The 22,697-nt window shown below is 69.3% G+C and carries 19 protein-coding genes; 7 read left to right on the top strand and 12 right to left on the bottom strand.

Annotation, left to right across the window (positions count from 1 at the left end):
* Positions 1-57: 57 nt before the first annotated feature.
* Both AC6JA9_RS35675 and nrfH read right to left on the bottom strand, forming a co-directional pair.
* Positions 58-1,542 (bottom strand): ammonia-forming cytochrome c nitrite reductase subunit c552, encoded by a 1,485-nt coding sequence (locus AC6JA9_RS35675; protein WP_223781483.1) that lies wholly within the window; start codon positions 1,540-1,542, stop codon positions 58-60.
* Complete coding sequence (gene nrfH / locus AC6JA9_RS35680) at positions 1,539-2,057, bottom strand: cytochrome c nitrite reductase small subunit (protein WP_223747217.1); 519 nt, start codon at positions 2,055-2,057, stop codon at positions 1,539-1,541. The genes AC6JA9_RS35675 and nrfH overlap by 4 nt, the downstream gene beginning before the upstream one ends.
* Positions 2,058-2,428: 371 nt before the next feature.
* Here nrfH and AC6JA9_RS35685 point away from each other — a divergent pair, with 371 nt between their 5' ends.
* Positions 2,429-4,525 carry a PQQ-dependent sugar dehydrogenase gene (locus tag AC6JA9_RS35685; RefSeq protein WP_497958484.1) on the top strand — a complete coding sequence of 699 codons (2,097 nt, stop codon included), beginning with the start codon at positions 2,429-2,431 and terminating at the stop codon, positions 4,523-4,525.
* A gap of 137 nt (positions 4,526-4,662) precedes the next feature.
* Positions 4,663-6,186, top strand: a complete 1,524-nt coding sequence (locus tag AC6JA9_RS35690; RefSeq protein WP_497958485.1) for a PKD domain-containing protein — start codon at positions 4,663-4,665, stop codon at positions 6,184-6,186.
* Positions 6,187-6,232: 46 nt separating this feature from the next.
* Here AC6JA9_RS35690 and AC6JA9_RS35695 read toward each other — a convergent pair whose 3' ends face one another.
* Positions 6,233-6,799 carry a hypothetical protein gene (locus AC6JA9_RS35695; RefSeq protein WP_483578712.1) on the bottom strand — a complete coding sequence of 189 codons (567 nt, stop codon included), beginning with the start codon at positions 6,797-6,799 and terminating at the stop codon, positions 6,233-6,235.
* 121 nt (positions 6,800-6,920) lie between these two features.
* Positions 6,921-8,855: an ankyrin repeat domain-containing protein gene (locus AC6JA9_RS35700; protein WP_497958486.1), complete on the bottom strand. Its 1,935-nt coding sequence runs from the start codon at positions 8,853-8,855 to the stop codon at positions 6,921-6,923.
* Positions 8,856-9,114: 259 nt separating this feature from the next.
* On the opposite strand from AC6JA9_RS35700, the gene AC6JA9_RS35705 reads away from it, so the two are divergent.
* Positions 9,115-9,936, top strand: coding sequence for a trypsin-like serine peptidase (locus AC6JA9_RS35705; protein WP_223781479.1), 822 nt, complete (start codon positions 9,115-9,117; stop codon positions 9,934-9,936).
* A 51-nt stretch (positions 9,937-9,987) separates the two neighbouring features.
* Here AC6JA9_RS35705 and AC6JA9_RS35710 read toward each other — a convergent pair whose 3' ends face one another.
* Complete coding sequence (locus tag AC6JA9_RS35710) at positions 9,988-10,416, bottom strand: hypothetical protein (RefSeq protein ID WP_426745059.1); 429 nt, start codon at positions 10,414-10,416, stop codon at positions 9,988-9,990.
* Positions 10,417-10,591: 175 nt separating this feature from the next.
* Between AC6JA9_RS35710 and AC6JA9_RS35715 the strand changes: the two genes are divergently transcribed.
* A complete protein-coding gene (locus AC6JA9_RS35715) occupies positions 10,592-11,134 on the top strand; it encodes a DUF3060 domain-containing protein (protein WP_426745058.1) in 543 nt (180 codons plus the stop codon).
* Between the two features lie 169 nt (positions 11,135-11,303).
* Entirely contained in the window at positions 11,304-13,280 is a 1,977-nt protein-coding gene (locus AC6JA9_RS35720; RefSeq protein WP_473570973.1) for an eCIS core domain-containing protein, read from the top strand.
* A gap of 10 nt (positions 13,281-13,290) precedes the next feature.
* Here the strand turns inward: AC6JA9_RS35720 and AC6JA9_RS35725 are convergent, their stop codons facing one another.
* The 6 genes from AC6JA9_RS35725 to AC6JA9_RS35750 all read right to left on the bottom strand — a co-directional run bounded on the left by AC6JA9_RS35725 (position 13,291) and on the right by AC6JA9_RS35750 (position 19,260).
* Complete coding sequence (locus AC6JA9_RS35725) at positions 13,291-13,953, bottom strand: hypothetical protein (RefSeq protein ID WP_497958487.1); 663 nt, start codon at positions 13,951-13,953, stop codon at positions 13,291-13,293.
* 83 nt (positions 13,954-14,036) lie between these two features.
* Positions 14,037-14,225, bottom strand: coding sequence for a hypothetical protein (locus tag AC6JA9_RS35730; protein WP_223781474.1), 189 nt, complete (start codon positions 14,223-14,225; stop codon positions 14,037-14,039).
* A gap of 313 nt (positions 14,226-14,538) precedes the next feature.
* Positions 14,539-15,504, bottom strand: a complete 966-nt coding sequence (locus tag AC6JA9_RS35735) for an IS630 family transposase (RefSeq protein ID WP_497958488.1) — start codon at positions 15,502-15,504, stop codon at positions 14,539-14,541.
* A gap of 224 nt (positions 15,505-15,728) precedes the next feature.
* Positions 15,729-16,970 (bottom strand): alpha/beta fold hydrolase, encoded by a 1,242-nt coding sequence (locus AC6JA9_RS35740; RefSeq protein WP_267699523.1) that lies wholly within the window; start codon positions 16,968-16,970, stop codon positions 15,729-15,731.
* 297 nt (positions 16,971-17,267) lie between these two features.
* Positions 17,268-18,014, bottom strand: coding sequence for an RICIN domain-containing protein (locus AC6JA9_RS35745; protein WP_473570971.1), 747 nt, complete (start codon positions 18,012-18,014; stop codon positions 17,268-17,270).
* Positions 18,015-18,123: 109 nt separating this feature from the next.
* Positions 18,124-19,260 carry an alpha/beta hydrolase fold domain-containing protein gene (locus AC6JA9_RS35750; RefSeq protein ID WP_497958489.1) on the bottom strand — a complete coding sequence of 379 codons (1,137 nt, stop codon included), beginning with the start codon at positions 19,258-19,260 and terminating at the stop codon, positions 18,124-18,126.
* 345 nt (positions 19,261-19,605) lie between these two features.
* Between AC6JA9_RS35750 and AC6JA9_RS35755 the strand changes: the two genes are divergently transcribed.
* Positions 19,606-19,956 (top strand): hypothetical protein, encoded by a 351-nt coding sequence (locus AC6JA9_RS35755; RefSeq protein ID WP_223781470.1) that lies wholly within the window; start codon positions 19,606-19,608, stop codon positions 19,954-19,956.
* A gap of 848 nt (positions 19,957-20,804) precedes the next feature.
* Here AC6JA9_RS35755 and AC6JA9_RS35760 read toward each other — a convergent pair.
* On the bottom strand, positions 20,805-21,071 hold the full coding sequence (locus AC6JA9_RS35760; protein ID WP_426745053.1) for a hypothetical protein: 267 nt from the start codon (positions 21,069-21,071) through the stop codon (positions 20,805-20,807).
* Between the two features lie 185 nt (positions 21,072-21,256).
* On the opposite strand from AC6JA9_RS35760, the gene AC6JA9_RS35765 reads away from it, so the two are divergent.
* Positions 21,257-22,435, top strand: coding sequence for an IS256 family transposase (locus tag AC6JA9_RS35765; protein ID WP_497958490.1), 1,179 nt, complete (start codon positions 21,257-21,259; stop codon positions 22,433-22,435).
* Positions 22,436-22,697: the final 262 nt, after the last annotated feature.

Below are 22,697 nucleotides of genomic sequence, written 5' to 3' on the forward strand. Positions count from 1 at the left end.
TCGCGCGACGTGAAGCACGGGGCGGGAAGCCCGTCCGCCCCGTGTCTCACCGACGCGTCACCGCGAGCCCTGCTGCGTCCCTTCCGCGGCCGCGGGCACCGGCTTCGGCGCACCCTGGGGCCGCGTGTCCGGCGAGGTGGAGGCCCCGCCCTCGGGGCGCAGCGCGTTCTGTCCCAGGCGCGAGAAGTTGATGGAGTTGCCCAGGATGCGCACCGCCTCCTGGTCCGCGTGGAAGCCCATCGAGTTCTCCGCCTCCACGAAGTCCAGGTAGAACTGGGCGCGCTTCTGGTAGTCCCGCGCCTTGGCCAGCGCCTCGTCGGACACGCCCGCCTTCTGGGCGTTCTGCAGGTCGTGGATGAGGTCCACCAGCGCGTCCATGGCGATGTTTCGCGTCTCGAAGGTGCGCGTCTGGATGGCCTCCGCGCGGCTGAGCAACTCCGCCTCGCTCCACTTGTGACACGTCTGGCAGGCCCGGTTGATGTTGAGCAGCGGGCTGCGCACGTGGTGGTCGCTGACCTTCATGGCGCCCTCGCGCTGATAGGGCATGTGGCAGTCCGCGCAGGCCACGCCGCTCCTGGCGTGGATGCCCTGGTTGTACATCTCGAACTCGGGGTGCTGCGCCTTGAGGACCTTCGCGCCCGTGAGCTTGTGCGTCCAGTCGGTGTGCCCGTCCTCGTCGTAGTAGGCCATGATCTGCTCGATGTGGATGCCCTTGGCCCACGGGTACGTCAGGCGCTTCTGCTTGCCCTTGAAGTAGTACTCGACGTGGCACTGCCCGCAGACGTACGTGCGCATCTCCTGGCGGGTGGCGTGCTCGTTCACCTTGAAGTCGGGCACGCCCTGGCTGGCCTTGAGCGCGGCGATGCCCTCGATGAAGCCGGGGCGCGTGACGCGCAGCTGCATCGTCGTGGGGTCATGGCAGTCGATGCAGGACACCGGGTGGTCCACGAGCTTCCGGGCCTCGGCGAAGGGCAGCTGGTTCATCTTCTCGAAGCCCTTGATGAGGTCCCCGTCGCCCAGCTTCTTGTAGGGCACGTACACGCTGCCGTGGCAGTGGATGCAGGTGCCCGGCTGCGCCGTCACGTGCTGCCGCTCGGTGAAGACCTGGTCCTCGAGCATGTGCGCGTGTCCGCGCTCCTCGCGGAAGTCGGTGGCGAAGGCGTAACCGCTCCACATCGTGACGAGGCGCGGGTCCTCCTCCAGCCGGCTCTGCGCCACCACCGAGCGCGGGTCCGCCTTCGTGGGCGTGCGCGCCACCGCCTCGCTGCCGCCGTAGCGGGTGCGCTGCTGGTCCACGGTGCGCTTGTAGCTGTCGTACTGGAGCGGGAAGTTCTTCCCCCACACGGCGGGGTCGGTGATGGTGTCGTCCAGCTCCACCACCCGGTAGAACGGATTTCGCGCCTCCTGCTTGCGCTCCATGATGTTGACCAGGAGCGCGGTGACGCCCGCCGAGGCCAGCGCGGCCGCCACGGCCACCGCCACCACCAGCCGGACGCCGCTCAACCAGCGCCGCTTCCCAGGAGCCTTCTGGGGCTCGGTCATCGTGCAATCTCCTGACGGATGAGCTCGGGGTTGCCCGAGCCTTCGGGGTGGCCCACCGAGTTGTGACAGGTGAGGCACTGGAGCTGCTCACCAGGGGCCACCTGCGCGTGGCCCGCGGGGGGCGTCTCGATGGCCTCGACAATCGAGGCGTGGCACTTGCGGCACGCGCTCTCCGTCACCACCCGGTTGCCCGGACGCAGCCGGATGGGGTCCGGGAAGGTGCCGGTGGTGAAGTAGTACGAGTGCCAGAAGCCGTTGCTCGCCTTCGTGTAGTACTTGGGAATCAAGCCCGCCGGCGTGTGACAGTCGTTGCAGGTGGCCACCGCGTGGTGGCTGCTCTTGCGCCAGCCGTCGTACTGCTCATTCATGATGTGGCAGTTGGCGCACGCGGCCGGGTCGTCCCGCAGATACGACGCGCCCTTCGCGTAGACGAAGGTAAAGCCTCCCAGGCCCACCGCGACGCCGAGCGCGATGCCGAGACTCACGGCCAGGACGGTGCGGGGCGCGCAGAGCACGCCGCGCAACCTAGCAATGCCCATGCGATGCGGAAGTAGAACTTGAACAAGACTTGGACAAAAACCCCGGCCCCGGCTGACGGCCACACCCGAGGCGAAAGGAATGCGCGCTCACCGAAAAGGCGCGCAAATCCTGCGCGGCGAGGACGGTGCGACGAGGCCCTCGGGCCCGTCTGGGTTCAGCGCCGAGCCCTCGCGCGAGCTTCCGCTCCCGCCGCAAAGATGTCATCGGATTGCGAAAACCCCCGTCGAGGTGCGACAGGGGCGCGCCGCTCGTGCCTGGAGTTCAACATCCGCGGCGCACGACACCCGAAGATTGCTTGAGCCCGCACCTGGATACCGTGAAAAGACGGAAAACAAGGAGCGTGGCAATGACTCGTCGTCCGCCGCCCGTCGCAGCAAGCCGCATCATCCTCGCCGCATGTCTCACCACCCTCGCCGCCTGTGAAGCCACGCCGGAGCCAGGCGGCGAGGAGCTCGGGTCGCAGTCCGCCGCGGTGACGGCGGGCACGCGGCTCATCAGCGCGCAGTCCGGCCGCTGCCTGGACGTGTCGCAGAACAGCCAGACGTCGGGCCAGGGCCTCAACATCTACGACTGCCACGGGCAGGGGAACCAGCGGTTCCTCTTCACGCCCGAGGGCGAGCTGCGCGTGTTCGACGGCGCCTGGTGCGTGCAGCCAGCCACCGCCACCGCCGGAGCGCGCGCGGTCATCAGCGCCTGCACGGGCGCGGCCGCCCAGCGCTGGGTGCGCAACGCCAACGGCACGGTGGTCCACACCGCGTCCTCGCTGTGCCTGGACGTGTCCGGCGGGGCCACCGCGAACAGCTCGCCGGTCATCGTCTGGGATTGCAACGGTCAGACGAACCAGCAGTGGAACCTGCCGGCGGACACCCAGCCGCCCACCGTGCCCACGGGGCTGGTGGTGACGAACCTGACGTGCAACACGGCCACGCTGTCGTGGGCCGAGTCCACGGACAACCAGGGCGTCGCCTTCTACGACGTCTACCACGACGGTCAGCTCATGAAGTCCGTCTCCGGCGCCGTCCTCTCCACCGGGCTGACGGTGGTCCCCGGCGCCACGTGGGGCCTGTATGTGAATGCGCGCGACGCCGCGGGCAACGTGTCGCAGGGCAGCGCCACGCTGAGCATCACCCCGCCGCCGTGCCAGGTGGACACCCAGGCCCCGAGCATCCCCACGGGCCTCACCGCCACCGCCACGGGCACCAGCGTCACGCTCAACTGGACGGCGTCCACGGACAACGTGGGCGTGAGCGCGTATGTCGTGTTCCGGGGCGGCGTGCAGGTGGCCACGGTGCCCGGCGCCCCGCCCGCGACGACCTTCGTCGACAGCGGCCTGGCCGCGAACACCGCCCATGTCTACAGCGTGCTCGCCCGGGACGCGCAGGGCAACGCGTCCGCACAGAGCACCACGGCGAGCGTGACAACGGGCCAGGCCTGCACCAACCCCGTCTGCTCCGTCACCCAGGTGGCCACGGACACGGACATCCCGTGGGGCCTGGTCAGCCTGCCGGACGGCGCGGTGCTCTACGGACGCCGGGACGCGCAGGACATCATCCGGCTGGACCCGGTGACGGGACAGAAGACGTCGGTGGGGACGGTGCCCAACGTGCAGAGCACCGACGGTGAGGGCGGGCTGATGGGCATCGTGCTCTCGCCCACCTTCGCCACGGACCGCTGGCTGTACGTCATGCACACCTCGCCCACGGACAACCGCATCGTCCGGCTGCGGTACGAGAACGGGGCGCTGAACACGGCGTCGCTCCAGGTGCTGCTGCAGGGCATCGGCCGCAACAAGTTCCACAACGGCGGGCGGCTGCGCTTCGGACCGGACGGCAAGCTCTACGCGGCCACGGGTGACGCGCAGAACGCGGCCTACGCGCAGGACCTCAACAACCTGGCGGGCAAGGTGCTGCGGCTCAACGCGGACGGCACCGTCCCGTCCGACAACCCCTTCGGCAACTACGTGTGGAGCTACGGCCACCGCAATCCCCAGGGGCTGGCGTTCGACTCGCAGGGGCGGCTGTGGGAGCAGGAGTTCGGCAACTCGGTGATGGACGAGACGAACCTCATCCAGCGCGGCGGCAACTACGGCTGGCCCAACTGCGAGGGCACCGTGTCCCAGGGGGGCTCGGGCTGCGCGACGCCCGGCTACATCGCGCCGAAGCAGACCTACACCACCGCGGCGGGCTCGTGCTCGGGCATCGCCGTGGTGCGCGACGTCCTCTACGTGGCCTGCGCCCGGGGCACCCGCCTCTACCGCGAGGTCATCAGCGGCACGGAGCTGACGAACGTGCAGCAGTTCTTCGTCGGCACCTACGGCCGGCTGCGCACCGTGGAGCCGACGCTGGACGGAAACCTCTGGCTGACCACCACCAACCAGGGTGACAAGGACAGCATCCCGAACAACAGCAACGAGCGCATCTTCCGCGTCGTGCTGGGACAGTAGGCGCGTCTCCCCCTGTCCCCGGCATCCACCGTGCCGGGGACAGGGCGGCGGCACCCCGTCCTTGCGACTTCCGCCGCGCCGGTGCGTTTGCAACACGGTGACGATTCGTCACCTCCCCCTGCTGAAAGGTCCCCCTCATGCGCTGGCATCCCCCGAGCCTCCTCGCCGCGGTCCTCTCGCTGGTCGCCCTCCCCGCCTGGGCGCAGACGACGAACGTCGCGCTCAACAAGCCCTCGACGGCATCCTCCATCCACCCCAACGGGTATCCGACGCAGTTCGCGAACGCGAAGGCCTTCAACGGCATCCTGAACACGGAGGACCGGTGGGCCGGAGCCTCGGTGCCCTCGGCGACGACGCCCGAGTGGATTGAGGTGGACCTGCAGGCCGTCCACCGCATCGAGGGCATCACGCTGTACTCGGGCCGCGACAACACCGTGGGCCAGCAGATGCTCGACTTCGACTTCCACCACCGGCTGGCGACCACGGCCAGCTTCGAGCCCATGCCCGGTGGCGCCGTCACGAACAACGCGCAGCCCACCTGGACGCTCGCGTTGGCGCAGCCGCTGGAGACCCGCTACGTGCGCCTGTCGTGCAAGCGCGCCTCCGCCGACGGCCTGTGCCGGGTGCGGGAGCTGGAATTGCGCGGCGCGCGACTGGCCAACCAGCCTCCCACGGCCTTCGCGGGGAACGACACGGCCATCGTGCAGCCGGCCAGCTCGGTCCAGCTCCAGGGCACGGCGAGCGACACGGACGGCACCATCGCCACCTATCAGTGGCAGCAGGCCTTCGGCCCGACGCCGGCCACGCTGACGGGGGCGACGACGCGGACGGTGACGGCGAGCAACCTGACGCCGGGCTCGTACATCTTCCGGTTCACCGCCACGGACAACGGCGGGGCCGCGGTGTCGGACACGGTGAGCGTCAAGGTGCACGCGGGCACGCAGGCCGCGGACGCGCGCGCGGGGAAGATTCACGTGTGGTCGCGCGGCGGGACATATGACACGGCGGTGTTCCTGCCCATCGAGTACGGCGCGGACCCGCTGAAGAAGTACCCGCTGGTCCTGTCGCTGCATGGCCGGGGCGGCACGACGCTCAGCTCGGACCACACGACGGTGCTCTCGAATCCGGAGGGGTTCATCCGGCAGCTCATCCCGGGCAAGGCGATTGTCACCACGTACCCGGCGGTGGTCATCGCGCCGCACGCGCCGCGCATCGGCGCGACGCCGCCGTACGACACGTACTGGAACGTGGACCTCACGCACGCGCTGGTGCTCGAGGCCATCACCCGCTTCAACATCGACCCGGACCGCGTGACGATGACGGGCCTGTCCTTCGGCGGCGCGGGGGTGAACGACCAGCTGCTCAAGTACCGCAGCACCTATGCGGGCGGGATGCCGCTGGCGTACACGTCGCCCGTGGCCAATCCGCTGTGCAGCATCGCGGACTTCCCGCTGTGGGCCGCGGGCAACTCGGGTGACGGGACGTTCAACGCGTGGAAGTGGACCAACCCCACCGACGGCGTGCTGACGCAGCTGCGCCAGTGCCCGAACTACACCGGGGAGATTCAGGTCACGGTGACGCCGGGCACCACCCACAGCGGCTGGGATGAGTTCTGGAGCCGCCCGGATGCCCAGACGTGGCTGGTGAGCCAGGTGCGCTGATGTCCTGGAGGCCGCGGGTCAGGACGAGGCCCGCGGCCTCGAACCCTCAGAGCAGCCCGGTCAGGGTCAGCGTGCTGGGCCCACTCAGACGGGAGAGCCCCTCTGGGGTGTAGCAGGCGTCCAGGTCCGTGTTGAGGAACTCGAAGGCCCGGACCGACGTCGCGCCAGCGAACTTGCCCGAGGTCACGGAGCCTAAAAGGAGCACGGTAACCGAGGTCCCTGCCCCCTGGACCACCACCCGGGTCTGGACCAGCGTGGAGGTCTCCCCCGTGTTCCACGTCAGCACCGCGGGGGATGACCCCATCTGCAGCAACCCCTGGCAGGAGTAGTCCGGAAACGAGCCGCCGGTGGGGCTGCTGGCGGTCAGCACGCCTCCCCCCAGGCAGTTGGAGTAGACGGCGGAACCGACGACATTCACGTCCTGCGGCGTGTTCGTGAGCGGCGGCGAGTAGTTGCTCGACACCGAGCCGACGCATGTGACCAGGGTCACCAGGGGCTGCTCCGTCCGAGACTGACCCGGCTCTGCCTCCGTTTCGACGGTTCCTCCGCAGCCGACGAGCCAGGCAGCGGTCATCGCGACGGCCTTCACGACATTCCGTGGACGTTGATACATGGCGACCTCCCCCAACGTGTGCCACTGGGGAAGTAGCGCGAGAACAGTGGGTCGGACCATTGTCTGACAGGACAAGGCCCCTCGCTTCGAGCGCCTCGGTGGCGCCCCCGCACACGCCCGACTACAGCCGGACGACACCGGTCTTGCTCAGCAGGTCGAACAGCTTCTCCCGGTCCAGCGTCCTGCTCTTGAAGGCCTTCGGGACGAACACCTTCTTGAGCGCCGCGTCCGAGGCGTCGAACCCACCATTCGCGTAGTGGTGCTCCGCCTTCACCTTCGCCTGCACGTCGTGGTCATCCGCGATGACCACCTCGGCCTTCACCACGCCGCCGACCCGGAGCGAGGTGTCGTTGCCGTGACCCCAGACGACCTGGGCCTCCACGTCCTTGCCGACGATGACCTCGCCGTCCGTGTCCAACCCGCTGACGCGCAGCGTGCCTCCCACCGCGAGCAGTCCCTCCAGGCCCGCGTTGCGCAGCACCCCGTTCACCGTCAGGTCCCCCGTCACCAGCAGGGGCGCGTCCAGGTGCACGTCGCCCTTCACCACCAGGTTCCCCCGGACGAAGCGCGGCGCCTGGATGAAGCCAGGCGTCTTCTCCTCGGCGGGGAGCACGTCCCGCGCGAGCTCCACCAGGGCCATGACCGTCCAGGGGAACTCGCCCCGGAGCGCGGCCGCGAGCTCATCCCACGACGTGGCACCCTGCAGCTCCAGCCCCTTCAGGACCTGCTCGATGGCGTCCACGTCCTCGCCCTCGTAGTACCAGGACGTGAGCACCGCCTTGCGCCGACGCTCCAGCGCCTCCAGCAGGGGGCGCACATCCAGGGCGCCCTTCTTGCCCTTGGGCGCCTTGGCGCCCAGCAATTGTGCGAGGGCCGCGTGCTTGTGCTCCAGCGCCTCCTGCACCGGCGTCTGTCCGCTGGAGTTCTTCAGCGTGACGTCCGCGCCGGCCGCGAGCAGGACCTCGATGACGGGCCCACGCTCCTTGAAGCGCGCGTGCTGATGCAGCGGCGTCCAGCCCTTGCCCGCGTTGGGATTGGCCCCGGCGTCGATGAGCGCCTTCGCCACCTGCGCCGTCCGGGCCTCGAAGAGCGCGGTGCGCCCCGAGCCGTCGAGCGCATCCACGGGCACGCCTCCCTTCGCGAGCGGGCCGATGCAGGCCACGCTGCCGTGCTCGGCGGCGGCATGGAGGGGCGTGGACTTGTCTCCATCGACAGCATCCGTGGAGGCCCCCAGGCGCAGCAGCTCCTTCACCAGCCCGGCGTCATCCACCATCGCGGCGAGGTGCAGCACGCCCTGCTTGCGGGAGTCCTTCGCCTCCAGGTCCGCGCCCAATGCGAGCAGCCCCAGCACCCGGCCCGTGCGACTGTTGCCCACGAAGCCCGGGCCGAAGAACGGCTGGGCATCGAGCCCCGCCGCGAGCAGCAGTCCCTTGTCGAGCGCCTTGCCCTTCTTCTTCGCGGGCTTCTGCTTGCGCAGCCACGTGTGGAAGCCCTCGTCGGAGAAGGCGCCCTCCAGGCCCTGGAAGTTGAGCGGGTCGTCGTCGTCCGTCACGCCCTGGGCGGACATGCCGGGGTTCTCCTCCAGCAGGGAGAGCAGCTCGCGGTAGCCCTGCTCCTTCTTGCCCTGGGTGAGCGCGCGCCAGGCCTGGAGCCCACGGCGTCCGCGCTGCTGGTCCGGCAGGGGCCGCAGGCGCTCGGATTCGTCGAGCGCGGCCTCCACCTCGTCAAGCTGGGCGACAGTCGGAGTGCCTCGCACCACGTCCTCGGCCCACTGACTCAGGGCCAACGCGCGGGCCTTCTGCGCGAGCGTCAGCTTGCCACCGGGCTTCGTGCCCCGGGTCAGCGCGAGGATGCGGTCCCGCAGTGCCCAGTGCTCGGCCTTCACCTCGAGCGCCCAGCGATGGGGCTCCATGCGCCGGGTCGCGTCCAGCGACCAGCTCAAGGAGTGGAGCGCCAGCAGATGCTCGGGGTCCTCCGCCACCACCTGACGCAGCAGGACCACCGCCTGGTCGAGCTGCGGCGGCATCTCGTCCAGCAGCGCATCCGCTTTCTTCATCAGCGCAGCGACATCCACCTTCTTCGGTTCCCGGGCACGCGACATGGTCCCGAAAACTGCCACGCACCCGAGGAGCCGGCGCGAAAATCGCACCGGGTCTCGACACCATCGCAATCCGAGAATTCTCTCGGTTCAAGATGCGATGGAAGGCACGAGCCAGGGGCGTCGAGGCAGGTACGCTGCGGGTGTGACGCCCCACACACCCCAGGCCACGCCGTTGTCGCACGCCGCTCCCCTCCCACAGCCCCTTCCAGGAACAATGCTCCGCAAACATCCCGCGCTCTGGGCAGTGCTCGCCGCATCGACCGCTGGCTGTTCCATCCTCGGCGCGTACCCGTATCCGGATGAATCGCATCCAACCACGCCCTCCTCCGCCAGGCAGCAGCAGTCGCCGGTGACACAGCTCTCCAGACCCCTGGAAGCCGTGTGTCATCTGACGACCCGGCGGCGGAGCATCAAGAAGCTGTGGATCGGCGACGTCTACTCGAATGGGAGCGCCGCGCTGGCCCAGGGTCGATACCTCATCACGGCGGCGCACAACGTCTACGACTATCCCCTGGGGTGGCTCGACCACGTGGACGTCAGCTGCAACCAGAAGACGGCCACGGCGCAGACGGTCATCGCGAGCTTGAATCGGGAACACATCCAGCAGCGGGTCTCCGCGCCAGGCTACGCATGGCGCCTGCATGGCTCGGAGCGAAAGTTCGAGTTCGACTTCGCGTTCATCGACCTGGGGACGAGCGTCGTGAGTGATGACCCGTTCCTGGTGGACCCGCAGGTCGTGCCCCGCGTCGGCGAAGCGCTCTTCCTCGGAGGGTATCCCGGCGGCGACATCTCCGATGCGCACACGCTCCACCTGGGCAGCGGAGTCGTCGTCGGCATCGACAACAACCTCATGACGTACGACATCGAAACGGCCACCGGGAACAGCGGAGGCCCTGTCTGGGTGACACGCGAAGGCAAGCACTACCTCGTCGGCGTGCATGTCTCGGATGGCAGAGCAAGGCTCTTCAATGCGAGCTTCTTCACCGCGTGGAACACGTTCCTGAAGTCCGCGGAGGAGAGTCCCGGCACGCACTGAGCCGATTCTCCTCGGCCCCTTTGACATCCAACATCTGCCCCCGGCGCACCGTCACGAGACCCAGACGCGCTGCTCCATCAACTCACCATCCGGACCCCGCTCCAGGCGCACGCCGCAGGCGTCCCGAGGACCCAGGTGGCTCGCCGCGTACACCTGGGTCCCACCGCGATACAGCGCGACCTCGAGCACGCCCACCTCGGTCGCCAGCGGAGAGAACACGGACGAGCACCGCAGCGCGCGGTGGCGCAGGTAGCTCCACACGTCCCGCCGCACGAAGCCGGCGTCGGTCAGGAACCAGGCCGCGAGCAGCGGCACCGTCACCGTGGCCCCTTCGAGGTCCTCGTCGCGCGCGATGGCCCCCCACAGCACCACCCAGGCTCCCCGAGGACGACGCTGCTCGTCACGGGACGACCACTCCGCCACGAGTCGCCGGACCGACTGCTCGACGAGCCACCGACCTGGGGTGTCCGCATCCGTCATGGGCGCCCGTGAAAGCACGATTCGGACACCGCCGCCATGCCCCCTGCCGCTGCGGGTGCCCAGCTGAAGGGCCACTGCAATCCAGGGGCTGGCGCCCGAGGAATCGCGCGGATTTTGAATCTCCGCGCCGCCGGTGCGTACATTGCGCGTGCATCCACACAAGAGGTCCACCGCAATGCGCAACCCATTCAAGTCGAAGGCCTTCATCGTCATCGCATGTGTGCTCGGGTCGATGTCCGCCAGCGCCCAGGACGACGACGAGGCCGCGTCGGTCAAGGTCGGCAAGGACGGCAACGTCCGGGTGAAGGCGCCAGGCGCCACCATCGAGACTCGCGACGGCTCGGCCCGGGTGCGCGGCGGGGGCGTCGACATCCAGGCCAACGGCGCCGCGGCGCGTGACGACGACGACGCGGCGGAGACGACGTCCCAGAGCGAGGGCTCGCTCGAGCTGGTCGACTCCGACCGCACCGTGAAGCACGACTGCGGCGAAGGCGGCAAGGTGGAGATCGTCGGCTCCAGCAACCAGGTCATCCTGACCGGGACCTGCGAGTACATCGAGGTGACGGGCAGCGAGAACAAGGTCAGCGCCCACACCGTGCGCCGCATCGAGACGACGGGCAGCGACAACAACGTCGTCTGGAAGCAGGGCCCGCAGAAGGGCAAGAAGCCGCGCATCAGCAACACCGGCACCAACAACCGCATCTCCCAGGCGCGCTGAGCCGGAACGTCGCGCCGAGGTGGGGCGGGCAGCCCTCCGCCCCCCTTTCGGGTACAATGTCCCCGCAGGTCCGACGAGGGGGACGTCCATGGGCTCGTTGCACTCCGCGACTCGCGCAGCCACGCCCGCACCGGCGCCGAAGGCCACGCCTCCACGTGTGACCCGGACGGTGGCCGCACAGCCCTCCGCCGCGCCCACCTCGGACGTCTCCCCGGGTGAGTCCGCCGACAGGGCTCCTCGCTTCGACATCGGCACCGTCGCGCTGTACCCGCCCGCCCGCGCCTTGCGTCCCATGCCCGGCGGCGCGACGACCCGGCCGCTGGGGAGGGTGCAGGCCCCCAGCGCTCCCGTCAGCCCGGGGCCGGCGCTGGGCGCCATCCCGACCTCCGTCGCGGCCACGGTGGGCACGTTCGGAACGAACCTGCTCCGCGCCGCGCTGACGCCCCGCGCGCCCGTGGGCGACGCCTCCCCCTCCCTGTCCCGACTCGCGGGTGGCAACCCTGTCCCCGCCTGGCTCCGGGCGCCGTTCGAGCAGTCCTACGGCTACGACCTGTCACCGGTCCGCCTGCACACCGGCCCCGGCGCGAGACAAGCGGCCAGGTCCGTGGGCGCCGCGGCCTTCACGCTGGGCGACCACATCGTCCTGGGAGGCGACGTCGACGTCGCGAGCGGCGCGGGGCGACACATCCTGGGGCACGAGCTGGCGCACACCGTCCAGGCGCGGCTCGGGGGTGGCCGGGGCCGCATCAGCGAGCCCTCCTGGCCCTCCGAGCGCGAGGCCGAGCGCGCCACCCGCGCGGCCCTCATCCAGTCACCCTACGAGCTGACCGAGGGCGCCGGAGAGGACCTGCACCGCATCGCGCCGTGGCTCGTGCTGGCGGGCATCGGATTGGTGGCGGGCGTCGTCACGTGGGCCACCTCCGACAGCACCGAGGAGAACCAGCGGCGCCACGCGGAGGGCGCCCCGGACCCCTCCAGGAGCCTCTGGGCGCTCGTGCCCGTCTACGGCTCGGTCCAGCAGATTCGCGAGGCGGAGTCGTTCTTCCAGCGCGCCCTGGGCACCGGCTTCCTGATGGTCGACTTCGCCACGCTGGGCGCCGCGGGCGTCGCGGGCCGGGCGCTCATCCGCGTCCCCGTCTCTGTCTACCGCACCGCCGTGGCCCGGCGCGCCGCGGGCGAGCTGGTCGTTCGCGAGGGAGGCGAAATCCTCACGGAGGCGATGGCGCGCGAGACAGCGGCGGCCTTCGGTCGCGAGGGCGGCGCGGTCTTCGCCACGCGGGCGGCCGCGGCCACCGAACTGGAGCGAGCCCTGGGACGCGGCGCCATGGTCGCGGTGACGGAAGGCGGGCTGAATCACGCCGTCATCTACGCCCGCAACGCCGCGGGGCAGATCATGAAGCTCCACGGCGGTCCGCTGCGCGTGCTCTTCCAGGAGGTGCCCCAGGCCCTGACGCCCCAGCTGGCGGAGAGCGTCGCGCGGAGAGCCAACGCCTACGTGGTCATCGAGGCCGCGGAGGCCGCCGTCACCATCGAGCAGGCGGTCGCCGTCGCCCAGCGTGGAGGCAATGCCATCCTTCGCTGGCTGCGCGGCACGCCCACGAGTTGCGGCATCATGCAGGGCGCGATCCTGGAGGCCACGGGGCTCCCGGCGCAGACGCTCGCGAGGCTCCTGCCCTCGGGTGGGGCCGCGGCGCGGCTGCTCCCCATCACCCTGCTCGAGCACATGGCGGGCAACGCCGGCCTGCGCTTCGTCGAGGGCGGCATGGCCCGCATCATCGGCGGCACGCTCCTGCAGGGCGGCCTGTCCGCGTTCGGCGGCGGCGTGGGCGTGGTCACCTCCACGCTGATGCGGGTGTTCACCGGCCTGCTGGCGCCCGAGCCCGAGGCCACGTCCACGCCAGCCCGTCGTCCCAGGACGGGGAGCACGGCGCGACGCACGCCCGAGAGTGATGCCTTCGCCCGCACCATCATCGAGCGATGGGGACGCACGCTCCTGGGACCGGCGAGCATGGTCAGCGCCTCGCTCCCGGACATCATCCCCGGCTGGATTCTGCGCACCCAGGAGTTCAGACAGTCGCTGCTGCTCTCCCTGGTGGCCGAGGGCATGACACCCGAGACCGCCATCGCCGTGATTTCCGGAGCCTGAGCCGAGGGCGTCACCCGGACGACGTGCCCCGCTCCTGCCGCCACACGCAGACCTGGCACACGCCGGCGATGAGCAGCAGCCCCCACGTGCACCGAGGCTCGCGCGTCGCGGCGAGCACCACCACCGACAGGCCCAGCATCCATGGCACCCAGAGGGATTCCCCCTCCCGATAGCGCACGTACACGCGCCCGGGGAACACCAGCAGGAGGCACGGCAGGGCGAACGACAGCCAGTCCCCGGAAGGCGCGCGGAGCATGAGCCACAGCGACAGCGCCGTGAACGCGCTCCACTCCGCCAGGACGAGGCCCGTGCGTCGCGCCAGCACCCTCCGCGCTCCGCGCCACGCCAGGAAGGCCCGCGCCTGCGCGACGGACGGGCCTGGAGACGCAGCCTCCTCCGCCGAGGGCGGGGGCATCGCGGCCTCCTGGAGCAACCGCGAGCGTCGGGAGTGGACCTGCGCGCCGAGCGCCACGAGCCCCAGGGCGCCGACGCCCACGATGACACCCCAGTCCTGGGACGACGGGGCCCGAGCCTCGGGGGCGAGCGGCGCGACACGCGGGCCCTCGGGTCGAGGCGAGGACACATCCAGCCGGGTCGCGATGACGTGAGCCATCATCGCGGCCAGGGCGACGAAGACGCCGAGGATGATGGGGACCTCGCGAGGCGCTGCCATGACGACAGTGCAGGGAAGACCGGGCCGCATGTCAATGGCCCGGTTGACTCACCCGCCCGAGGGCCTGGACCGAGGGGCTCGGCTCAATCGCCGCAGGTGCCGAACTCCGAATCCCAGACGCATCCCTTGATGCGGCAGAGGGACTCGCTCGTGATGTTCGCACAGATGATTTCCGCGGAGGTCGACTCCTCGGGGGATGCCGCCGGCGCCTCCGTGCGCCCGGTCCAGCCAGACAGGGTCAGGAACGCAGCCAAAGCCATGAAGCCTCGCATGGTCACCTCTCCTCGTGGACTCATGGACAGCCATGAGTCCAAGCAGCGTCTTCCTTTCAGCCACCCAAGTCAAACACACACATGATGCGACCACCGCCGTCAGAAAAATCCACCCTGCGGCGAGGCGCATCCCCACAGAGGCACCTCCTCTGGAGCCCACGAGGCGCGTCTGTCCGCGGCAGGTCGCGCCCCGACCTCCACGCGAAGCGCTCTGGATTCAGCCGACGTGGGGTGAGTCCCGAGGAGGGTCTTGAGGGCGTGGTGTGTGCGCGTGGGTTCCTGCTAAACCAACGATCTCGATTCTCGCACGACGTCAGGAGGCGCGCCTGAGGGCGGCTCGGCGCAGGGATGGACAGGCAGAGCGCTGTGCATTCCGCGCGTCGAGGTAGGCATGTACCCGCACCATGAGCTGGGCCATGGTGCGGCAGCGGTGGTTTCGCGTGACGTTTGCGTGCAGGTCGAGCCACACGCGCTCGATGCGGTTGCCCTGGGGGCAGTAGGGCGGCAGGAAGTGGAGCACGATGCGCTCTTTGAGTTGGACCAGCGCCTTGCGAGTCTTCTGACTGGTGTGGACCGCTGCATTGTCCAGCACGAGGTGGATGCGACGAGCGCGCCGGTATTCCCCCGCCAGCCGCCAGAGCAACTGGATGAAGAGGTCGCTGGCCTTGGATTTGCCCTCCACCCACGTCAGCTTTCCCGTCCGGACATTCAACGCTCCAGCCAGGAAGCGCTTCTGGTTGTTGCCCGGGGTCACCACCACCCGACGCTGCCCCGGAAGACACCAGTCGTGTCCGACCTTGGGGTTGAGATGGATGTCCACCTCATCTACGTGGAGCACGGGCTCTTCGGGGGGCTTGTGTGCATGCAGGCACTTCAACTCGTAGAGCCGGCGCCGACGCTTCCACGCGGGCCAGGGACACTTGACGATGGGCCTGGCGGCCTTGCGCCGCGCGCCGAGCCAGGTGAGCGCGCGGCCCATGGTCGCCACGGAGACCTGGGGCAGCCCGCGGCGCTCAAGCTCCAGGCACAGCAACTCCCGTGTCCAGGTGGGCCGGCACCAGCCCCAGTCCTCGGGCGTTCCCACCAGCACCCGCGCCAGCCTCTCTCGGAATCGCTCGTCTACCTTGCGCTGGCCGTTGCCCTCCCTCCTGTCTCGTAGCGCTCCGCGTCCGTCCTCCCGGTAGCGGCGCACTGCGCTGACGACGGTGGAGGTTGCACAGCCCAACTCCCGGGCTGCCGCGTTGCATGAGGCTCCCCGCCCCACAGCCGCCACGGCCATGCACCGCCGCATGGTGAGCGGGCAGCCACTCCGCTCACCCCACCTCAGCAGCGCCTGCCGCTGCTTCCTCTTCAGCCACTGCCTACCTTTGCCCTCGGGCAGGGCCTTCTCGCTCTCAGGTCTTCTGCGCACACAGAGCCGAACGAGAAGTGCCCCTGCTCCCTCTTCCCGCGCACTTCCCGCCTGCCCGCCCTTCAGCCTGATCGAGAATCACGAACTTCGGTTTAGGGCGTCACGGATGACAGCTCGGTGAGGACCTGGCACGAGCTCAGGACATCGGGAGGAGCGCTTCCTCCGAAGCGCTGGGTCAGCCAGGCCACGGTGCCAGGGATGTCATCGCCCAACACGCCGAAGTGGTCCGCCACCGGGCACCCCACGTACTCCACCGAGGCCTGACGCGCGATGAGCTCGTTGCGGACGACCCACGTCTGCGCCGGATTCACGCGCGCATCCAGGCGCCCCTGCACCAGGCGCACCGGGACTCCGATGCTCAGATATCCCGGGTGCATCGCGCGCAGCTGCGCGAGCAACGGCGGCCAGTTCGCGGTCTCGCTCATCACATTGCCCTTGGGGATGAAGCTCCCCCAGGAGTCCGTCAGGCTCAGCTCGGTGCGGCACTTCGTGTCGACCTCCGCGTACAGCTTCAGGGCCTGCGGCTTGAGCAGCTGCTCCAGCTTCACTCCGTCGGGGTCTCCCTCCGCGGCCCCGGTGAGGAAGAGTGGAATGAACGCGGCGTCCGGCGAGGCCTCCGCGACCTGCACCGCGAGCGGGAACGTCAGGTGCATCGCGGACCCTGGCGCATAGGCCAGCGCGCCCACCAGCTCCAGGTCCTTGCCTCGCAGCCGCTCCGGGGCCTCGGCCGCGGAGAACAGCGCGGCCTGTCCTCCCTGGGAATGGCCCACGATGGCGTACTTCTTCGACAGCTTGCCCGGGTACAGCTTGTGCGCCGCCACCACGCTGTCGAGCACGCCTCGTGCCTGCGAGCGTCCCAGCAGGTACGGGTGCCGCCCCTCCGTGCCGAGCCCCTCGTAGTCGGTCATCACCACGGCCCACTTCATCTCGCCCAGGAAGTAGTTCAGCAACCGCTGCGGCGCCTGATTGTACCAATGGGCGCTCGAGCCCAGCACATCGCGCGATGGCGCGCACTTGTCGGCCACGCCCACCGTCCCGTGTGCCCAGGCAATCACCGGCCAGCCACCTTCCGGCGGTTCTCCCTTTGGGAGCGCGATGATTCCGGACACGGCGATGGGCCGGTCCCCCTTCACCGCATCCGAGCGGTACAGCACGCGCACGTTGCTCCCCGCCTGCTCCAACGCGGCGAAGCCCGTGAGCGGCTCGTGCCGGAGGACATCGCCCTGAGAGGAGGTCGGGAGCGAGTCAGGCGTGCGGTAGAACGGAGGGAGCTCGTCCTGCTGCGGCTGGGGCGACCCGCGAGAGCACGCGAAGACGAGGACGGCCAGGGACACGAGGGACACAGCGCACCTGCGCGAGACAGGCATGACGACTCCCAGGAGAGTGCCGCGCGCGCGGGAGCTGGACGAAGGTGTCGGCGTGGGCGTCCAGTCTCGAAGAGCGAGCCAACGGCTCACAAGCCCGACACGGGGCCTCGGGCGGGAGCACTGCGAGTCGCGAGCCGCCGTCGTGAACCAGCCGACACGCGCCTGCCCTCGCGGGCCACGTGCATCGAGGCGGCTCCAGCAACGGCGAAGGCGGCACCCTGTTCGAGCAGTGCCGCCACGGTCCCACGGATTCAGGTGGGCGACTCAGAGGTCCACGCGCCACAGCTGGTTGTCGGCCGCCTTGCGATGCATCGGGTAGACGATGAGCCGACCCGCGCCATCCTTCCTGGCGCCCTCGATATCCAGCACGAAGCCATTGAGGGCGCTCTGGATGTAGTAGGTGCCGCGGGCGCGACCGGGCACGAGCTTCCACACCTGGTTGGGGCTGCCGTGGGCTTCCCACATGATGACCCGGGTTCCCGGCGCCTTGTTCGCGCCATCGATGTCGAGCACGAGTCCGTTGAGCTTGCTGCGGATGAGGTAGCCGCCGCGGGTCGGCACCAGCTCCCACTGCTGGTTGTCGTTGCCCTCGCGGTGGGACTTCGCGGGGTGGGCGATGAGTCCGGCGCCGAGCGAGCGGTTGTTGCCCTCGATGTCGAGCACGAGCCCCGCGAGCTTGCTGCGGATGAAGGAGGTGCGCTGGTGGCGCGGCTCATCGCGGCCGTGACCATGGCCCCGGCCCGGCGGCGGGGGCGGAGGAGTCGGGCGGGCCTCGCCCTGGCACCAACCGGCGGGGCTGCAGGTGCGCGCGCCGTCGCACTCCGAGGAGCTGTGGCAGCGGTTGGGACCGGGGCGGTTGCGAGACTCGTCCCAGCGGTAATCCGGCCCGGGACCCGCCGCCGCCGTCATGGGCAGGAGCAGCAGCGCGAGCGCCATCCATCCCCTGCCCTTCGCGGACGACCGGTTTTCACGCGCACGAACACCCTCGGAGCCACCGCGAACCGCCAACATGGGACCTCTCCTTGTCTGGAATCACCGCGGCGGGGCCGCTCTCGCTGTCCCGCTCACCGTGTGCTCTTCATGACGGGGGGCCGGGGATTTCATTCACGCCCGGCCCGCGTCACTCGACGGGCACGTACTTCTGGAGGAAATATCCCACCCGTCCCCGGGCGAGCTGTCGGCCGAAGCCGCCGTCCCAGATGTCGAAGCCGTGCTCCGCATACGGGAGCGTGAAGAGCTCGTGGGGCACTGCGTACTGCGCGAGCCGGACGGCCATCGCCTGGGAGGCCTCGGGCGGCACGACGCTGTCGGCACCACCGTGGAGCAGGAGCGTGGGAGGAGCGCGTGGACCGATGTGGTGGATGGGAGAGAGCAGCTCGTACAGCTCGCGGTGTCCGTCCAGCGGTGCACCGGTGAAGCCCTCGAGCGTGTCGGCGTTGATGGCTGCGTGAGCCACCAGGTCACCCGGCGCGTAGAAGCTGATGATGGCCGCGACGGACGTATCTCCAGTGGAGCCACAGGAGGACGGGAGGCGGGAATCGCCCGCGGAGTACCCCGCCAGCATCGCGAGGTGCCCACCCGCGGACTCACCGAACAGGACGAGCCGGGACGGGTCGATGCCGTAGGTCTCCGCGTGGTCCTTGACCCAGCGGATGCCGCACTTGACGTCTCCCGGAGCGGTCATGCCGGTGGCGGGAGGGAAGAGCCGGTAGTCGAGGGCGATGAGGACGTAGCCCTTCGCGGTGAAGAAGTCGGCCCAGGCGCGGGCATACGCGCGCTCGCCGCCGCGCCAACCGCCACCGTGGAAGTAGAGCACCGCCGTGCGTGGAGTGGATGGAGCGCCTGGGGGAAGGAAGATGTCGGCGTGCAGTTCGCGCCCCGCGGCTTCGGCGAAGCGAACCGTCTGACTCGGGAGGGGGCGAGCAGCGACGAGAGGACGGAGATACGCGCGGAGGTCGAGCGGGAGGTCGTTCGCACGGGCCATCCGCCAGGCGGAGACAGCGGGCCATGCCGCGAGGACTCCGACGAGCAGCGCGGACGTGGGGGTCGCCCAGCGCAGCCACTTCCACACGTCCACGTGAGCGCACCAGACGGCCACCAGCGCGGTGAGGAGCGCGGGGACCAGCATCACCAGGCTGTACTCGCGCAAGATGCCCTTGAGCAGATGGACGAGCGTGGGCACTCCGGCGGGAGCGAAGAAGACGGCGGCGAGCAGCACGCAGCCCAGGATGTGAAGTAGCGCCAGGACGGTCGGCATGGAGTTCGGAGTGCCCTGGACGGTACGCATCCGGCACCGGTCGCGCCATGCCCCACGACACCGTGGCGCTTGAAGATGGCGCCCATCGCCGCCGACTGACATCTTCACGGGATGGACGCGAGTGCCCGCGAGTATCTCGCGATTCAGACGTTCTACGGACAGCGTCGCGCTCGACGCTCCGGCGTACCGTACATGCACCACATCGACGAAGGGCTGTGGGTGCTACGTGCCCTGGGCGCGAGCGACCGGGCTCAACGCGCGTACTGCCTGCATCCCCTGGTGCAGGACGATGACGAACGCGCAGCAGCCTGGGCCCGAGCGCTCGCCACAGGAGCGGACCTCTCCTTGCCGCCGGTCGATGGCGTGAGTGACGACCCGCGAGTCCTCGCGCTCGCGCTGGACTACCGGGAGACGGCCAACGCGGCCCTGTCCCCTCGACCGGACTTGATGGGGCCCGAAGACATCGCGCTCAGCACGGAGCCCGAGGTCAACGACATGCTCCGCGCCGACAAGGTCCAGAACTACAAGGACTTCCTTCGACATCACCGGGGAGTACATCCCCGGTCCGTCGAATTGGAGCGCTACTTCCAGGCATGGCTCGCGCGCCTCGATGTGTCTTCGGACCAGGTCACCCACTGGCACGCGGAACTGGACCGTCTCCACCCCGCCAGGCACTCAGGCTGGATGCCCTCGTGAGTTCCGACCTGGCGGGGCAATATCCAGCGCAAGTTCAACGTCGACGCGCCTGAGCGACAAGCGTGTGCCCGAGAGCGGAGCACCAGTCTTCGTGGCGCCGCTGCCATCCCGAGTGCTTGCGCATCAGATTTCCTGGATGCGTCAGATGCACGATCGAGAGCGGCCGCCCCCATGGCTCCAGCTCAACGGCCGCCCCATAGAGAAGCTTCTGAGCATCTCGTATCGACGTCAGTCCTCGAACGAACGCGGCTGCCTCGGTGCCGAGCGTCAGCAAGAGCCTCAGCGCTGGGTTCCCGAGAACCTCTGCGAGTCGGTCGAGATTACCCGGTAGCTCCCGGGAGCGCGCCAGGAGCTCATCTGGCGCAGGCCGTGGCTCCACGGCAGTCCGCCTCCCTGTCTCTGCCTCGTAGCGCGCGACGTTGTCCGCCATCGAGCGGCCGCGCTTCCCAGTCACCGTGGTGGACAGGTAGTAGGGCCAGAGGTCCGTGATGAGGACGGAGCTCCGATTGAGACCGAGCGGCGCGAGGTAGCGCGCATCCAGGTCCCTTCCGGAGCGAGAGACAGGCTCGAAAGAGGTCCGCTCGACCTGAGTCGGAAGGTTGCACACCAGCCCATCATGTTCCCACCTGGAGAGCTTCGTCGCGGCGGGGTACACGCCAAGAATGGCGACCGCGGCGTCCGCCGGGCCCGACGCGTCCGTGCGTACGAGGTCTCCACCCAGGGGGAGGCTGCCTCGTCTATCAGGAAGCAACTCCCGCCAATGCGGCACCGCGTACTCCCAATCCGGCCTCTACGACAGGCAGCAAACCCGGGGGATTGTACCCGTCGCGTGGGCATGGAGCCGAAGTTCAACGTACCGAAGGCTCGGGTTCCGGGGCCGCACCACGAACCAGCCCAATCACCTGCGCGGCGAAGTGAACCCGGTCCGTCTTCACGATGTTGAAACGGCCTCGATGGCCCCAGAGCGTCTCTGGGTTGTCCGCATGGATTTCGCAGTTCCAAGTCCCGTCGGGCTTGGTGGCGATTCTCACGCGCTTCATGGTGTATGCCCGCTGGTCGATGTAGTCATTGGCCGCCAGCACATAGATGCCATCGTTCTCGATGATGCCCGGCAACGAGGAGTTGGATGGGGGCTCCGAGATATCAACCGGATCCAGATAGACCCCGTCCAGGAACCTGAGGGTCGTGTCCCTATAAGTGTGTAGTCGGCGAGCAGGGACGAGCGGGAAAGAGGGAAGCTCCTCGGTGAAACCAACCGAGACGGTCTCCCCCTGGCAGGGGAGCCGAGGAGTTCCCTGAAGTGGACGATACCGAGTTTGCCGCGCCCTCGCACGAGGAGGTGCGCACCGACGTGCGAGGCCTGTTCCTGGGAGCCATCCGCATGACGCTGGAGATGCTGCTGGAGGAGGAGATTCGAGGGCTGGTGGGGGCCGGGCGCTGGCAGCAGGTGGCAGGGCGGAAGGACCAGCGCAACGGCAGCTACCTGCGAGGCCTGCTGACGTCCATGGGGCACCTGGAGGTGGCCGTGCCCCGGACGCGGGCCAGCGGCTCGGCGGAGGCCGTCCTGGGTCGCTACAAGCGGCGCAGCGAAGAGCTCGACGAGGCGATTACCAGCGCATACGTGCAGGGCGTCTCCACGCGGAAGATGGGCCGGGTGACGCGAGCGCTCATGGGGGAGGAGGTTTCGCGTTCGACGGTGAGCCGAGTGACGAAGTCCCTCGAAGAGAAGGTGGAGGGCCTTCGCACCCAGCCTCTCACCCAGGCCTTCCCCTACCTGTACCTGGATGCCACCTTCCTGGACGCCCGGTGGGCGCGCACGGTGCAGAACGTCTCGGCCCTGGTGGCCTACGGCGTGGGAGAGGATGGGCACCGGCACCTGTTGGCCGTGACTCTGGGGGGCAGCGAGTCGCAGGACTCCTGGCTGGAGTTGCTGCGCCAACTGCTCGAGCGAGGGTTGAGGGGCGTGCGCCTGGTCATCGCCGACGGGCACGCGGGACTGGCCGCCGCGGCCCGGCAGGCACTGCCCGAGGCCCAGCTCCAGCGCTGCACGGTGCACCTCACCCGGAACGTCCTCGCCAAAACTCCCTGGCGCCTGCGAGGACGCCTCGGCAAGGAGACCTCGGCCGTCTTCGAGGCCCCCTCTCTCCTGGACGCCAGGAAGCGTCTGGAGGCGCTCCAGTCCGGACTGGGCCGCCAGGTCCCCGAGGCCATGGAGTGCCTGCGCGAGGGCTTCGCCGCCGCCACCTGCTTCTTCTCCTTCCCCAAGGCCCACTGGAAGCGCCTGCGCAGCACCAACGGCCTGGAGCGTCTGCACGGCGAAGTGAAGCGCCGCATCCGCTCCGTGGGCGCCTTCCCGGACCGTGCCAGCGCGCTGCGTCTCATCACCGCCGTCGCCCTCGAAGTGACTGGTATCTGGGACGACCGCCGCTACCTCGACATGGCCCTGCTCAACTCAACCCCAGACACTGCCGCTGCTTGACACCGCCAAAGAGCATTCCTCCCCCGAACCCCCCTCCGAACAACTACACACGATTCGGGACTTGACCCGGCAGTCTGCCTGGACATCAGGAGGACAGGCGGAACCGCCGTGAGTCTAATCCAACCCACAGCATCCTCTGGCGCTAGCTGGGTTTACGGGTTCGCGGCACGCTATCCTCTCATCCACGCCCAACATAGGGAGCGGGGACCGGAATGGGCCGTGCGTGCGTACTCCACTCCCCTGCCCGCGAAGCCGGCACCGG

The sequence above is a fragment of the Myxococcus sp. MH1 genome, assembly GCF_059738865.1.

Coding starts and splice junctions, on each gene's coding strand:
- AC6JA9_RS35715 (WP_426745058.1), top strand. CDS start 10,592: ATGCGCAACCCATTCAAGTCGAAGGCCTTCATCGTCATCGCATGTGTG.
- AC6JA9_RS35730 (WP_223781474.1), bottom strand. CDS start 14,225: ATGCGAGGCTTCATGGCTTTGGCTGCGTTCCTGACCCTGTCTGGCTGG.
- AC6JA9_RS35695 (WP_483578712.1), bottom strand. CDS start 6,799: ATGTATCAACGTCCACGGAATGTCGTGAAGGCCGTCGCGATGACCGCT.
- AC6JA9_RS35750 (WP_497958489.1), bottom strand. CDS start 19,260: ATGCCGACCGTCCTGGCGCTACTTCACATCCTGGGCTGCGTGCTGCTC.
- AC6JA9_RS35710 (WP_426745059.1), bottom strand. CDS start 10,416: ATGACGGATGCGGACACCCCAGGTCGGTGGCTCGTCGAGCAGTCGGTC.
- AC6JA9_RS35735 (WP_497958488.1), bottom strand. CDS start 15,504: ATGGCCGTGGCGGCTGTGGGGCGGGGAGCCTCATGCAACGCGGCAGCC.
- AC6JA9_RS35745 (WP_473570971.1), bottom strand. CDS start 18,014: ATGTTGGCGGTTCGCGGTGGCTCCGAGGGTGTTCGTGCGCGTGAAAAC.
- AC6JA9_RS35705 (WP_223781479.1), top strand. CDS start 9,115: ATGCTCCGCAAACATCCCGCGCTCTGGGCAGTGCTCGCCGCATCGACC.
- AC6JA9_RS35700 (WP_497958486.1), bottom strand. CDS start 8,855: ATGAAGAAAGCGGATGCGCTGCTGGACGAGATGCCGCCGCAGCTCGAC.
- AC6JA9_RS35725 (WP_497958487.1), bottom strand. CDS start 13,953: ATGGCAGCGCCTCGCGAGGTCCCCATCATCCTCGGCGTCTTCGTCGCC.
- AC6JA9_RS35690 (WP_497958485.1), top strand. CDS start 4,663: ATGCGCTGGCATCCCCCGAGCCTCCTCGCCGCGGTCCTCTCGCTGGTC.
- AC6JA9_RS35675 (WP_223781483.1), bottom strand. CDS start 1,542: ATGACCGAGCCCCAGAAGGCTCCTGGGAAGCGGCGCTGGTTGAGCGGC.
- AC6JA9_RS35685 (WP_497958484.1), top strand. CDS start 2,429: ATGACTCGTCGTCCGCCGCCCGTCGCAGCAAGCCGCATCATCCTCGCC.